Genomic DNA, 14,278 nt, shown 5'->3' with positions numbered 1-14,278 from the left:
TTCGTCGAACGAATCACAGTGAACACGGGAACCGTCCCGGGTCCGCCCGCCACCACACGTCCGGTGTGGACGGTTGCAGGGCTAAACCCATCGTCGGTCGAACGGTCCGGGACGGGGCGGAGCCGTCGTAGTACTCCGAGGCCGGGAGAGCCGGTCACATGGGAAAGGACGGCAGCGGAGGTTGCGAAGCGTGGATGCTGCAACATCGAAAGACGCGCCGGTGAATACCGGCGCCAGCACGGACGGCCCGGTGGGGCCGTTCGGGCGGGTATCGAATATGCAGACCAAACTTCACCGTTGGGCGGCGGCCGATGATGGCCGCCGGTTTGCTGATCTGTTCAACCTCGTGCACGACCCGGCGACGCTGATGGTGGCGTTCGACCGGGTCGCGGGCAACCGTGGCGCGAACACGCCCGGCGTCGATGCAATGACGGTCGCGCTGGTCGAGGAGAAGATCGGTGTGACACAGTTTCTGGACGATCTGCGGACCCGGCTGCGGGAGGGGACGTTCCGGCCGTTGCCGGTGCGTCAACGCACGATCCCGAAACCGGGCGGGTCCGGCAAGGTCCGTGAGCTCGGAATCCCCGTGATCGCGGACCGGGTCGTCCAGGCCGCTCTGAAACTGGTGCTGGAGCCCATCTTCGAGGCCGACTTCTTGCCGGTCTCCTACGGGTTCCGGCCCAGACGGCGGGCGCACGACGCCGTCGCCGAGATCCACTTCTACGGCACCCACGGCTACCAGTGGGTCCTGGACGCGGACATCGAGGCGGCCTTCGATCGGGTGTCGCATCCCGCGCTCCTGCAACGGATACGACTGCGGATCAAGGACAAGCACGTGTTGTCGCTGGTGAACGCCTTCCTCAAGGCCGGGATCCTGACGGAACTCGGCGAGTACCGGGAAAGCCGCACCGGCACGCCGCAGGGCGGGATCCTGTCACCGCTGATCTTCAACGTTGCCATGACGGTGCTGGACGAACACCTGCACGGGCCCTGGCGGCCCGGCGGGACAATGAGTACGTCCAGCCGCCGTAACGCACGTCGGGGCAAGGGCCAGCCGACCTGGCGGGTCGTGCGCTACTGCGACGACTTCGTCGTGCTCGTACACGGCGGCCGCCACGACGTTGAGGCGTTGCGGGAACAGGTCGCTCAGGTTCTCGATCCGCTGGGGTTGCGGCTGTCACCGGCCAAGACCCGGATCGTGCACATGAGCGACGGGTTCGACTTCTTGGGGTTCCACATCCGGTGGCGCCGCAAGTACGGCACGAGGAACTGGTACGTGTATACCTTCATCGCCGACCGCCCGGTCAGGTCGTTGAAGGACAAGGTTCGTGCACTGACCGGCAGGACCACACAGCGGAACCCCGGATTCGTGCTGACCAGACTGAACCAGGTCATGCGTGGCTGGGCCAACTACTTCCGGCACGCCGTAGCCAAGCACACCATGTCCACCCTCGCCAGGTTCGTCTGGCAGCGGGTGATCCGGTGGCTCAGACAACGACACCGCTGGAACTGGACGGACGTCCGCCGGCACTTCACCACCCCAACCGGGCGGTGGAAACCGATCACCGCGGACGGGATCGAGCTGTTCAACCTGGCCAAGGTGCCGATCACCCGATACCAGTACCGAGGCAACAGCATCCCGACCCCCTGGGGCCCGGCCAGCTGAACCCGACGGCAGACCCCGTGGAGAGCCCGTTACCGGGAAACCGGTACGGCGGGTTCGGCGAGCGGCATGGGGAAACGGACCAGGCGCAAGCCCGGCACCGCGCCCCATGCCGACTCGACTCTTCTAAACGGGTCATGCCCGCCCTGCCGCCTCCAGCATGGGCGCGTCTACACCAACCACCTCAAGCCGGACACCAATCACGACTTTGCCGGGGCCCTGGCGCGGCCCGCGACCGTAGTGGCCATGTATCCCAACGGCCCCGGCGCTGCCATCGCCGCCGGGTTCGGGCACGGTCGGGCCGACACTGATCGACACCCGAAGACCACTGGAGACCGGTTCATCGCCCCCGGGCTGACCGGCGACCGGCTCGGCATCGACCTGATGGATGCGGTGAAGCGGCCATGACGTCGCGAACGCTTGATGGCGGACCTTCTTCGCCGGTGGTGTCGGCGTCGGCCGTGCCGGCATCCTCAGTCTCGTCTTCACAAGCGCCCGCGACGAAGCAGCGGGCCCGGCTGCTAGGCGTCGACGCCGCCCGCGGCGTGTCACTGCTCGGCATGATCACCCTGCACTCCCTGTACGAGTCCGACGCGGCCGGCAACCCGACCTGGTCAGACACCGTCTTCAGCGGCCGAGCCGCGGCGGCGTTCGCAGTGCTGGCCGGGGTCGGCGTCGCGCTGGCGACCGGCCGCCGCCGGGTCCGGCCCGCCGACGCCCGCTCGACCGTGGCCCTGCTCGCGGTCCGGGCGCTGACCATCGGCGCGATTGGCCTACTGCTCGGCGCCGCGGACAGCATGCTCAACGCGGTCATCCTCGCCTACCTCGCCGTGGTGTTTCTCCTGGCGATCCCGCTCGTGTTTCTGCCGACCTGGGCGGTGGCTGCGATCGGCGTGACCCTGCTGACGGCCGGTCCCGCGGGCGCCCACCTGCTGCTGCCTCACCTGCCTCAGCCCGAGCTTGTCAATCCGACCTTCGCCTGGCTGTTCGACGATCCGGTCGGCCTGGTCACCGAACTGACCCTCACTGGCTTCTACCCGTCGCCGGCGTGGCTTGCGTACATGAGCGTCGGCGTGGTGATCGGGCGGCTGAACCTCGCCCGGGCGCGGGTCGCAGTCACGCTGCTCACCGGCGGCACGGTGCTCGCCGTCGCATCCGGCGCCGCGTCGTGGCTGCTACTGCACCGCTACCACGGCCTGGACCGGATCTGGGCCGCGCAGCCGGCCAGCGGGGTCAGCGTCGAGCGCACCAACGGACTGCTCAAGCTCGGCGGCAACGGCAACACACCCTCGTCGACCTGGTGGTGGCTCGCGATCGACGCCCCGCACACCAGCACACCGCTCGACCTGCTCGGCACCACCAGCACGGCGGTCGCCGTCCTGGGCCTGCTATTGCTCATCGGCCGGCTCCGGCACCGGGTCGGTCGGTGGCTGGCCGGGGCGATCCTCGTACCGCTGGCCGCCGCCGGCAGCATGACCCTCACCTTCTACGCCGCGCACGTCCTGTTCATCAACTCCGACGACGACACGTACAGCGCGACGACCGGCTGCCTCGTGCAACTCATCGCCGTCGTCCTTATCGCGCTCGCCATCCGGTACACCGTGGGCCGTGGGCCCTTGGAGGCGATCGTCATCGTGCTGGCCACCCGGGGCCGCCGCATGGCGTCGCGCCGACCGGCGCCGGTGGCCGGTCCCGTTGCGGGTGTCGAGGCCGCGGTGACGATTCCCGCGCAGCGCAGCAAGGCCACGGTGACACCTTCCGCAGCGCGTGACGCGGCCCTGCCGGTGAACCGTCCCGCAACGACCCCGGCGGCGCCCGCGAGCCCGCTCCGGAAGATGCGCATGGTACGGCGGCGGCGCCACCACCTGCGCCGGTCCACCCGCCACCGGGCCCGGACGGGGCGATCCGCCGCCCCGCGATGATGGAACTGCCAAAACGCACCACAATCAGTGCACACATCTGCGCGGAGCGCTCGCTACCCAACGTGACGGCAGCCCGCCCGCCACCGGTCCTACCGGCGGCCCAGCCACGAACCCGACGGTCCTACCGCTTGTCGTCCTGGCCGGGGCCGTCGGTGGCGAGGACCACCACACCGCCGCCCGGCACCCGCACAGTGTCGTGGTGGGTGCCGGTCAGCAGGTCGGTGCCGGCGAGTTCAAGTCCGGCCTCGGCGCCGGAGTGGTTGAGCAGGAAGAGGTAGGCGGAGCCGTCGGGCGCGCTGCGGCGTACCACTTCCAGGCCGGGCGGCGGATCCGGCACCGGGGCGGCCACGCCGGCCTCGGCGCACACCGTGGCCAGCAGGCGCCCGAGATCCGGGTCGGCGAGACGGGTCCCCACGTACCAGGCCCGCCCGTTGCGGGTCAGCGCGGGCGCCCCAGCCAGCGGCCCGTCGGCGTACCGGGCCAGGATCTCGGCGCCGGTCGTGCGGCCGCGTTCGGTCCACACCGTGCCGCGGGTGCGGTCATCCAGGGCGACCGACTCGCCGGCCAGCAGCGGGAAGTACTCCTCGATCCGGACGCCGAGCAGGTTGCCGAATGCGCCGGGGTAGCCGCCGAGCCGCACCTGGTCGTGCTCGTCCACGACGCCGCTGTACGGGCCGACCAGCACGGTGCCGCCGCCTTGGGCGTAGGCGGCCAGGTTGGCGGCGTCCGCGTCGCTGATGAGGTAGAGGCTCGGGACGAAGACGGCCCGGTACCGGCCGAGCGGCGCGCCCGGGTGGGCGAGGTCGGCGGTGACACCGAGCCGCAGCAGCGCGGCGTGCCAGCGCCTGATCTCGGCCTCGGGCGCCATGTCGTCACTGGGCTGGGCCGGGTGCGCCTCGGCCCAGAAGCTCTGGTAGTCGTGCAGCAGGGCGACCGGGGCGTCGACGCCCGAGCCCAGGACCGGGGCGAGCGCGGCCAGGTGGCCGCCGAGGGCGACCACGTCGCGCCACACGGCCGAGTCGGTGCCGGCGTGCGGCAGCATCGCCGAGTGCCACTTCTCCGCGCCGGCCCGCGACGCGCGCCACTGGAAGTACATCGCGCCCTGGCTGCCCCTGGCCACGTGGGAGAGGCTGTTGCGCACCATTTCACCGGGTCGCTTGGCGGCGTTGCGGGGCTGCCAGTTGACCGCGCTGGTGGAGTGCTCCATCAGCAGCCACTCCCCGCCGGCCAGCGAGCGGGTCAGATCGGCGGCATAGGCCAGGCCGAGGTAGTTGTCCGGCTCCGCGGCGGTCAGGTAGTGATCGGTGGAGACGACGTCCGTCTGCGGCGCCCAGCGCCAGTAGTCCAGGCGGTCGAAGATGCCGGCCATGAAGTTGGTCGTCACCGGGATCTGCGGGGTCAGCCGGTGCAGGATGTCGCGCTCGGCGGTGAACAGGGCCAGCAGCGCGTCGGAGGAGAACCGGCGGAAGTCCAGCTCCTGCGTGGGGTTGCTGAAGCTGGGTGTGGCCCGCGGCGGCTGGACCTGCGCCCAGTCGCTGTAGCGCTGCGACCAGAAGGCGGTGCCCCAGGCGGCGTTGAGCGCGTCGAGGTCCTTGTCGTAGCGGGCGGTCAGCCAGTCGCGGAAGGCCGCGGCGCTGGCGTCGCAATAGCAGTGCGTCACATGGCAGCCGTACTCGTTGTTGACGTGCCACATGGCGAGGGCGGGGTGCTCGCGGTAGCGCTCGGCGAGCCGCTCCACCAGGCTCAGCGCCGCGGTGCGATACCACGGCGAGCTCGGGCAGTACGCCTGCCGGCTGCCGAAGGAGAGCCGGCGGCCGTCCCGGTCGACCGGCAGCACCTCCGGGTGCGCCTGCGACAGCCACGGCGGAGGCGACGCCGTCGCGGTGGCGAGGTCGACCGCAATGCCGTTGTCGCCGAGGAGATCCAGCACCTCGTCCAGCCAGCCGAACTCGTAGCGCCCCGGGGACGGCTCGAGCCAGGCCCAGCTGAAGACCCCGACGGTCGCCATCGTGACGCCGGCATCGCGCATCAGCGCCACGTCCTCACGCCACACGCTGGCCGGCCACTGCTCGGGGTTGTAGTCGGCGCCGAAGCAGAGGCGTCCGGTCCGCGGCGGATACATGGCGTACAGGGTGCAGCGTTGATCGATCGCAAGTCAACAGAAGGCAACAAGCCGGACCTCGACCATTCGTCCGGCACGCGGTCGGACGCCCGTAGATCACATCAACGAAACATGATTGTGCGGTCTATTGACAGCCTCAGAGCTGCGGCGTTGGATTGTGTAGCGTCGTGATCGTTTGCGTTGGATCGCAATATCGATCATGGCGTATCGAGACACCCCACACCACACCCACACCCCACACCCCACCCACCCGCACTGCAGGAGGACGTATGGCCCACTCCCTGTCGAGGCGCACCATGTTGCGGGGCTCCCTGCTCGGCGCCGGCGCACTGGCTGTCCCCGCCGCCCTGGCCGGCTGCGGAGACAGCGACTCGAAGAGCGGAGACGGCACCAACAAGTCCGTCACCTTCGGCTCGAACTACTCCGACGAGGTCCCTAAGAAGGCGTTCGCGGACACGCTGGCCAAGTTCGACACTGAAAAAGGGTTCACGACAAAAGTCAACACAGTCGACCACAACTCCTTCCAGGAGAACATCACCCGGTACCTGCAGGGCAATCCGGACGACGCCTACAACTGGTTCGCCGGTTTCCGCATGCGGTACTTCGCCGCGCAGGGTCTGGCGCAGCCGATCGACGACGTCTGGGAAACCATCGGTGCCAACTACAGCGACGCGTTCAAGAAGGCATCCACCGGTGACGACGGCAAGAAGTACTTCGTGCCGTTCTACAACTACCCGTGGGCGCTGTTCTACCGCAAGAGCGTCTGGCAGGCCAAGGGCTACCAGGTCCCCAAGACGATCGACGAGCTGCGGACGCTGGGCGCCAAGATGAAGACCGACGGCCTCGTCCCGATCGGGTTCGCCGACAAGGACGGCTGGCCCGCCATGGGCACGTTCGACCAGCTCAACATGCGGCTCAACGGCTACGACTTCCACATCAACCTGATGGCGCACAAGGAGTCGTGGGTCAGTCCCAAGGTCAAGGCGGTGTTCGACCTGTGGAAGGGGCTGCTGCCGCTGCACCAGGAGGGCGCCAACGGGCGCACCTGGCAGGAGGCCGCGCAGGACCTCGGCGCCAAGAAGTCCGGCATGTATCTGCTGGGCAGCTTCGTCGCACAGCAGTTCAAGGGCGCAGACCTCGATGACCTGGACTTCTTCGGCTTCCCGGAGGTCGACTCCACCATCGGCACCGGGGCGGTGGAGGCCCCGATCGACGGCTTCATGATCTCCAAGAAGGCGAAGAACGCCGCCGGCGCGAAGGAGGTGCTCAAGTACCTCGGCACCGCCGAGGCGCAGAACACCTACCTCAAGAGCGACCCCAGCGACGTCGGCGCCAACTCGAAGACCGACAGCGGCGGGTACAACGCCCTGCAGAAGAAGGCCGCCACGTTCATCGGGGAAGCCAAGCAGATCTCGCAGTTCCTGGACCGCGACGCCAACCCGACGTTCGCCTCGACCGTCATGATCCCGGCGATCCAGAAGTTCATTGGCGACCCCAACGACATCGACGGGCTGCTCAAGAGCATCGAGTCGCAGGCCAAGAGCATCTACACCGGCTGATCCACCACCGCCGGAAACTCCTGCCGGCCGATGACAAGGCGGTCCTGTGACGTCTTCACCCCTCACGGCCGAAGCGCCGGCCCCGCGGACCACAAAGGTCCGCGGGCGCCGGCGCCGCCGTCTGAGCAAACTCACCCGCCGGGACGTCGCCGTACTCTCGGTGCTCCTGGCCATCCCGACCCTGCTCAGCCTCGCGCTGATCTGGGCCACGACGGCCGCGTCCATCGGCCTGTCGTTCACCAGCTACAACGGCGTGACCGACGTCAAATGGATCGGGACGCGCAACTACACGCAGATCGTCACGATCTACGAGCCGTTCTGGGGCGCGGTCCGCAACAACCTGTTGTGGCTGGCGGTCCTGGGCCTGATCGCGACGCCGCTGGGGCTGTTCTTCGCGTTCCTGCTGGACAAGCAGATCCGTTTCACCCGGTTCTACCAGAGCGTCTTCTACATGCCGGTGGTGCTGTCGCTGGCCGTGGTGGGCTTCATCGCGCAACTGGTCTACTCGCGTGACCACGGCGCGCTCAACGTGCTGCTGGGCAACGCCGAACACCCGACCGACTGGCTCGGCGACCCGAAGATCAACATCTGGGCGGTCCTGGTCGCGGCCGTCTGGCGGCACACCGGCTACGTGATGATCCTGTACCTGGCGGGGCTCAAGGCCGTCGACCCGGCGCTGAAGGAGGCGGCCGCGCTCGACGGGGCCAACGAGCGGCAGCTGTTCTTCCGGGTGATCTTCCCGACCCTACGCCCGATCAACATCATCGTCCTGGTCATCACCGTCATCGAGGCGCTGCGCGCCTTCGACATCGTCTACGCGATCAACTCCGGCCGCAACGGCCTGGAGCTGCTGTCGGTGCTGGTGACCCAGAACATCGTGGGCGAGGCCAGCCGGATCGGCTTCGGCTCGGCGATCGCCGTCATCCTGCTGACCACGTCGATCGGCTTCGTGGTCGTCTACCTTTCGCAGATCATCCGGGAGGAACGGCAATGAGCCAGCGAGTCCTGGGCGGGCCGGCATGAGCAGCATCGCGGCCGCCACCCGCGCCACCACACCGACCGGCGCCGAACCGGCCGCGCGGCGGACCCGGCGACCACTGCGCCCGGCGCGGATCGTTCTCTACATCTTCCTGACCGTGGTCGCACTGGGCTGGCTGGCGCCGCTGCTGCTGGCGCTGTACGCGTCGCTGCGCCCGTACCAGGAGACCGCCCAGTACGGCTACTTCTCCTGGCCGCACAAGCTGTCGTTTGACTACTACCAGCAGGCGTGGAGCGGCGCGGAGATGCCGCGCTACTTCCGCAACACGTTCTTCATCGCGGTCCCGGCCGTGCTGCTGACGTTGTTCTTCGCCTCGTTCGTGGCGTTCGCGCTGGCCCGGTTCAAGATTCCCGGGCGCAAGACGCTGCTGGTCATGTTCACCGCCGGCAACCTGCTGCCGCCGCAGGTCATGGTGACGCCGCTCTACACCGCGTACACCAAGATCCCGCTGCCGGAGTGGATGTCCAGCTCGTTGACGCTGTACGACTCGTACCTGGGCCTGATCGCGATCCATGTGGCGTTCCAGACCGGGTTCTGCGTGTTCGTGCTGTACAACTACACGCAGACCATTCCGGTGGAGCTGACCGAGGCCGCCGTGGTCGACGGTGCCGGTGTCTGGCGGCAGTACTGGCAGATCACCATGCCACTGCTCCGCCCGGCCCTCGGCGCGCTGGCGACCCTGGAGTTCACCTGGATCTACAACGACTTCCTGTGGGCCCTGGTGCTGATGAGCAGCGGCGACAAGCTGCCGGTCACCAGCGCGCTCAACAATCTGCGTGGTCAGTTCTTCACCGACTACAACCTCCTGGCGGCAGGCTCCGTCATGGTGGCGCTGCCCACGCTGATCGTCTTCTTCGCCCTGCAGAAGCAGTTCATCTCCGGACTGACGCTGGGTGCCAACAAGGGATGACGCCGGACGGTCCGGCACGACACGACGTCGAAGGAGGGCTCGTGCCCCTGACCCCCATTCGGACGCCGACGCTGATCGGTGCCGGCACGCAGGACGGCACTGTGGCCGTCCTGGTGCCGGACCCGACCGGGCTGCCCCGGCTGGTCTGGACCGGCCCGGCCCGGCGAGGGCTGGACCCGGCGCAGATCGCCGCGGTCCGCGGGGGCGGGCCCCGGCCGGACGACGACGGGGTGACCGGACCGGAGCGGCACTGCTGCCGGAGGCGTCCCGGCTCTGGCTGGGCCGACCCGGGCTCGCCGGGTACCGTCACGGCGGCTCGCCGCCGGCGACCGGCCGGGACTGGGCGACCGCGTTCGTGACCACCGCCCTGACCGGCGACGTGAGCGCCGTCCGGGTCGAGGCGGTCGACGAGCGGGCCGGGCTGCACCTGCTGACCGAGATCGAGGCGTGCCCCGGCGGCGTGCTGCAGACCCGGCACACGCTGACCAACACCGCCCCGGGTGACTACGTCGTGGACCACCTGGAGGTGGTGTACCCGGTGGCCGACCGGGTCGCCGAGGTGCTCGACCTCACCGGGCGATGGGCCCGCGAGCGCAGCCCGCAGCGCCACCCGATCACCGACGGACTCTGGCTGCGCGAGGGCCGGGCCGGCCGGCCGCATTTCGACAGCCCCACGGTGCTGGTCGCGGGGACCGCCGGGTTCGGCTTCGCTCATGGGCTGGTCCACGGGCTGCACGTGGCGTGGAGCGGCAACAGCCGCTACGCCCTGGAGCGGCTGCCCTCGGGCCTGTCGCTGCTGCGCGGCGGCGAGCTGCTGCTGCCCGGAGAGCTGGTGCTCGCGCCGGGCGAGCAATACACGACTCCGAAGGTGCTGCTGGCCGTGTCTACCGACGGGCTCGACGGGCTGGCCGCACAGTGGCACGAGCACGTGCGGGCCATGCCGGCCCACCCACGCACCCCCCGGCCCGTTGTGTACAACGTGTGGGAGGCGACCTACTTCGATCACGATCTCGACCGGCTCACCACGCTCGCAGACCTCGCCGCCGAGGTGGGCGTGGAGCGGTTCGTGCTCGACGACGGCTGGTTCGGCGGGCGCCGCGACGACACCACCGGGCTGGGCGACTGGTACGTCTCCAAAGACGTCTGGCCCGACGGGCTCGGCCCGCTGGTCGAGCGGGTCGCCGACCGGGGCATGCAGTTCGGACTGTGGTTCGAGCCGGAGATGGTCAACCCCGACTCCGAGCTGTACCGGGCCCACCCGGACTGGGTCCTGTCCGTCGGCGACCGGCCGCCCCGCCGCTCGCGTCACCAGCTCGTGCTCGACCTGGGCCGGGAGGACGTCCGCGAACATCTTTTCGCGCGGATCGACGCGGTACTGCGTGAATACCCGATCCGGTTCGTCAAGTGGGACCACAACCGGGCCCTCGCCGACGCGGGCTCGACGCCGCGCGGCGACGCGCCCGGGGTGCACGCCGCCACCCTGGGGTTCTACGCGCTGCTGGACAGGCTCCGCGCAGCCCACCCGGACGTGGAGTGGGAGAGCTGCGCCTCCGGCGGCGGGCGCATCGACCTCGGCGTGATCGAGCGGGTCGAGCGGTGCTGGACCTCGGACATGACCGACGCGCTGTCCCGGCAGCTCATCCAGCGATGGACCGGGCAGCTGGTGCCGCCGGAGTACCTGGGCAGCCACGTCAGCGCCCCGGTCAACCACCAGACCGGCCGGCGGCTGTCGCTGGACTTCCGGGCCGCCACGGCGTTCTTCGGCAGCATGGGCATCGAGTGGGACCTCACCGCGGCCGGCCCGCAGGAGCTGGCCCGGCTGGCCGAGTGGATCGCCGAGCACCGGCGGCTGCGTGGGCTGCTGCACGGCGGGCGCGCCTTCCGCGGCGACACCACCCAGCCCGCGGTGTTCACGCACGGCGTCGTCGCACCGGACGCGAGCGCGGCCGTCATCGCGTACGTGCAGCTCGACGATCAGGTGCACGAGCCCGAGCCGCTCCGCGTCCCCGGGCTGCCGGCCGGGCAGGACTACGTCGCCCGGCAGCTGCTGCCGGCATCCGGCGCGCCGCCGTGGCGAGGCGAAGGGGTGCGCTGCTCCGGCGCGGTCCTGGGCGATGTCGGGCTCCCGGCACCGCCGCCGCGCCCGGAGACGATCATGCTCGTCCATCTCACCGCGGTCTGAACCGACAGCGACAACAGCACAGCCGCCATTGCCTGGACCGCTTGATCGGCCGCGCGCCATGCCGCCGGTCGGGCCTGGGCGGGGTGTGAGGCGGTGGCTCAGTGCTGGTGTGCGGGCTGATGCGGTGCTGGCTTGCGGCCCCAGCAGACTGCGGTGGCGAAGGCCAGCTCGAAGAAGTCCTGACGGTCCAGGAGGCGCAGAGCCTCGTCGACGGCAGGCCGGGCCTGAGGCATGTGCTCAACGATGCGGGGGCATAGCTTGCCCGTCCTGCGGCGGGCTGACGCGTCGGCTGTACACGACTGCAAGCGCCCGCATCGGGCCAATCCGCGCAGAGATCACGTCCACCGTGATCTATAAGCCATGCCGGCCGTGGCAGGAGCAGTGGCGCCGGGTCGAGCGCTACCACGCGTAGATCATCGCGATCTACGGCGGCACGGCGCCGGGTAGCGGCGACGCCTGGCGGGACAGCGTGTTCAACTTCTTCGTCGTGGTGCACCTGTACGACTCTGTTGCCTGACTCGAAAATCGGTGAGTGAGCGGGCAGGCGGTAGCGCCCGGCGTAGCGCAGCGGAGCCGGGCTCGTGGTTGGTTGCGGTCAGGCCGCGGTGGGCAGTTCGGGTTGAGGCTGAAGGGTGACCTTCTGGCCAGTCAGGTGTTCAAGCTGACGGGTGAGGTCACGTTGGCGGCGCTGCTTGTTGATCCGAGACTCGTGGTAGCCAGGGCCGAGATCGTGGTAGCGGGCGTCCGGGTCGGACAGCAGGTGCCAGACGATGGTCAGCACCGAGTTGCCGACCGCGACGATCGCGCGTTTCTTACCCCGCCGGCGGACCAGGCGCCGGTAACGCTCGCCGAGGAAGGTGTTGGTCCGGGCAAGTCCGGCAACGACCTCTCCGATGGCACCGGCCAGCCACGGGTTGCCCTTGCCGGTGGAGTTGCCCTTCTTCCGGCCGGCCGACTGGGCGTCGATCGGGGAGAACTTCGCCCAGGACACCAGGTGCGCGGCGGTGGGAAAGACGGCCATGTCGACCCCGATCTCCGCGATGATCTCCTGGGCGCACCGCGCGCCGATACCGGTGATCTCATCCAGTTTCTCCACCGCCTGGGCGAAAGGGGCGATCAACTCCTCGATCTTGGTGTCCTGCTCGGCGATGTCGGCGGCGAGAGCGTCGATGCGGCGCAGCATGGTGGCGCAGATGAACGCGTGATGGTCGTCGAAGTGGCCGGTCAACGCCTCCCGCAACTGGGGAATCTTGCGGCGCATCGAACCGTAGGCCATCTCCGCGAGCACCTTCGGGTCGCGCTGCCCGTCGATCATCGCCTGCAGCATCTGCCGACCGGACACCCCGTGCAGGTCACTGATCACCGAGTCCAGCTTGATCTGCGCGTCCTGCAGGGTCTTCTCCAGCCGCTGCTTCTCTCTGGTCTGCTCCCGCACCAGACTGCGCCGGTAACGAGTCACACCCCGTAGTTGGCGGATCGCCTTGGGGTGCACCAGGCTGGGCCGGCACATCCCCCGCTCGACGACCTTGGCCAGCCACGCCGCGTCGAGCCGGTCGGTCTTCGGCCTGCCGGGCACGTTCTTGACATGTCTGGCGTTGAGCAGCCAGCAGGTGAAGCCCTCCGCCTCCAGCAGGTAGAACACCGGCTTCCAGTAATCCGACGTTGCCTCCACCGCCACCAACTGGACCCGCTCGACCCGCAGCCAGTCCGCCAACGCCAGCAACGCCGGCGTCACCGTCGCATACTCACGGACCTCCTGCACCCGCCGATCCGACCGGCGTGGGTGCGGCACCCGCACGCACGCCACCAAACCTGCCTTACCGATGTCGATCGCGCAGACCCGCGCGACCACTTGCACCGGCTCCTCGGTGACCTCTTCCACCGGTACCACCCTTCATTCACGCAGCAACAGGGTGGTCACCCGCGGGAACGGTACGGGGCAAGGACAGAGGCGGACTCGCGTGCTCGAAGCAACAATGCAGGGCCCCTAGATCACGCTTCCAGCGTCAGACAGCAGGCGTGCTTCCCGGCCGACTCTCGTGCACGGTGGCGGCAGAGGACCGATATGTACATGTATGCCTGGCAGACGTCTCGGACAATCTGGCGAGTCTCGATGGATCAGTGCTATCTGGAGGGCTTGACGTTTCCCGCGGTGTCGCTGGGAGCTACTGGCGGACTGCGTCCCTGGTTCTTGTGGCGGTGTGCAGGATCGTGTAGACGCGGTCGAGGAGTTCGCGGCTGGTGAAGGGTTTCTCGACGATGGTGACGCCGTCGGGAAGGGTGCCGTTCTCGGTGAGCACCGGTCCGGCGTAGCCGGACATGTAGAGCACGGAGAGGTCGGGGCGGCGCTGTCGTACCTGGGCGGCGACTTCGTTGCCCAGCATCTTGGGCATGATCACGTCGGTGGGGAGCAGGTGGATCGGGCCCGGGTGGGTGTGGGCGAGGTGGATCGCGTGGGTTCCGCCGGTGGCGCTGAGGACCTGGTAGCCGGCGCGGGTCAGGATGCGGGCGGTGATCTGGCGGAGGTCGTCTTCGTCCATGAGGATGGTTTCGTGGGGCGAGGTGCGGGTCGCCGGCTCGGTGGTCTGGTGGCTGACCGGTGCGGCGGTCGCTGGGGTGCCGGTGTCGCTGACCCGTAGGCGCACGTAGCGGCCCGGTTGCAGCGGTGTCCCGGCGTCGTTGCCGAGTTCGGCGTTGCTGGTGTCGATGGACGGGGTGCCGCCGGTCGGCATGGCATCGCGGGCGTTGACCGCGAGGTTGACCAGGATCTGTTCGAGTTGGCTGGCGTCGGCGTACAGCGGCCACAACTGCCGATCGAGGCTGGTGATCAGGTGGATGTGTTCGCCGAGGGAGCGGCTCAGCATTCGGTACCTGAGCCGTC

At 69.1% G+C, this 14,278-nt stretch carries 12 protein-coding genes; 8 read left to right on the top strand and 4 right to left on the bottom strand.

Going from position 1 to position 14,278, the window contains the following annotated elements; all coding sequences use genetic code 11:
• The first annotated feature begins 277 nt into the window (after positions 1 to 277).
• The 3 genes from ltrA to OHA72_RS57375 all read left to right on the top strand — a co-directional run bounded on the left by ltrA (position 278) and on the right by OHA72_RS57375 (position 3,585).
• Positions 278 to 1,666: a group II intron reverse transcriptase/maturase gene (gene ltrA / locus OHA72_RS57385; protein ID WP_327004527.1), complete on the top strand. Its 1,389-nt coding sequence runs from the start codon at positions 278 to 280 to the stop codon at positions 1,664 to 1,666.
• A gap of 243 nt (positions 1,667 to 1,909) precedes the next feature.
• Entirely contained in the window at positions 1,910 to 2,071 is a 162-nt protein-coding gene (locus tag OHA72_RS57380; protein WP_327004526.1) for a hypothetical protein, read from the top strand.
• A gap of 53 nt (positions 2,072 to 2,124) precedes the next feature.
• Positions 2,125 to 3,585: a heparan-alpha-glucosaminide N-acetyltransferase domain-containing protein gene (locus OHA72_RS57375; protein WP_327004525.1), complete on the top strand. Its 1,461-nt coding sequence runs from the start codon at positions 2,125 to 2,127 to the stop codon at positions 3,583 to 3,585.
• 121 nt (positions 3,586 to 3,706) lie between these two features.
• On the opposite strand, the gene OHA72_RS57370 is transcribed toward OHA72_RS57375, so the two are convergent.
• Positions 3,707 to 5,707 (bottom strand): beta-galactosidase, encoded by a 2,001-nt coding sequence (locus OHA72_RS57370; protein ID WP_327004524.1) that lies wholly within the window; start codon positions 5,705 to 5,707, stop codon positions 3,707 to 3,709.
• 269 nt (positions 5,708 to 5,976) lie between these two features.
• Between OHA72_RS57370 and OHA72_RS57365 the strand changes: the two genes are divergently transcribed.
• The 5 genes from OHA72_RS57365 to OHA72_RS57345 are packed head-to-tail and all read left to right on the top strand — an operon-like array spanning position 5,977 to position 11,397.
• Entirely contained in the window at positions 5,977 to 7,266 is a 1,290-nt protein-coding gene (locus tag OHA72_RS57365) for an ABC transporter substrate-binding protein (RefSeq protein WP_327004523.1), read from the top strand.
• 46 nt (positions 7,267 to 7,312) lie between these two features.
• Positions 7,313 to 8,260, top strand: a complete 948-nt coding sequence (locus OHA72_RS57360; protein WP_327004522.1) for a carbohydrate ABC transporter permease — start codon at positions 7,313 to 7,315, stop codon at positions 8,258 to 8,260.
• A 25-nt stretch (positions 8,261 to 8,285) separates the two neighbouring features.
• Complete coding sequence (locus tag OHA72_RS57355; RefSeq protein WP_327004521.1) at positions 8,286 to 9,215, top strand: carbohydrate ABC transporter permease; 930 nt, start codon at positions 8,286 to 8,288, stop codon at positions 9,213 to 9,215.
• A 41-nt stretch (positions 9,216 to 9,256) separates the two neighbouring features.
• Positions 9,257 to 9,574 (top strand): hypothetical protein, encoded by a 318-nt coding sequence (locus OHA72_RS57350; RefSeq protein WP_327004520.1) that lies wholly within the window; start codon positions 9,257 to 9,259, stop codon positions 9,572 to 9,574.
• Positions 9,571 to 11,397, top strand: a complete 1,827-nt coding sequence (locus tag OHA72_RS57345) for an alpha-galactosidase (RefSeq protein WP_327004519.1) — start codon at positions 9,571 to 9,573, stop codon at positions 11,395 to 11,397. The genes OHA72_RS57350 and OHA72_RS57345 overlap by 4 nt, the downstream gene beginning before the upstream one ends.
• Before the next feature lie 98 nt (positions 11,398 to 11,495).
• Here the strand turns inward: OHA72_RS57345 and OHA72_RS57340 are convergent, their stop codons facing one another.
• The 3 genes from OHA72_RS57340 to OHA72_RS57330 form a co-directional block, all read right to left on the bottom strand.
• On the bottom strand, positions 11,496 to 11,630 hold the full coding sequence (locus OHA72_RS57340; RefSeq protein ID WP_327004518.1) for a hypothetical protein: 135 nt from the start codon (positions 11,628 to 11,630) through the stop codon (positions 11,496 to 11,498).
• A gap of 362 nt (positions 11,631 to 11,992) precedes the next feature.
• Positions 11,993 to 13,279 (bottom strand): IS110 family RNA-guided transposase, encoded by a 1,287-nt coding sequence (locus OHA72_RS57335; protein WP_327004517.1) that lies wholly within the window; start codon positions 13,277 to 13,279, stop codon positions 11,993 to 11,995.
• Between the two features lie 283 nt (positions 13,280 to 13,562).
• Positions 13,563 to 14,261, bottom strand: a complete 699-nt coding sequence (locus tag OHA72_RS57330) for a response regulator (RefSeq protein WP_327004516.1) — start codon at positions 14,259 to 14,261, stop codon at positions 13,563 to 13,565.
• Between the last annotated feature and the right edge of the window lie 17 nt (positions 14,262 to 14,278).

The organism is Dactylosporangium sp. NBC_01737 (assembly GCF_035963215.1).
Lineage (GTDB): Bacteria > Actinomycetota > Actinomycetes > Mycobacteriales > Micromonosporaceae > Dactylosporangium.
The sequence above is the reverse complement of the archived record's forward strand: the minus strand, read 5'-3'. Positions and strand labels throughout refer to the sequence as shown.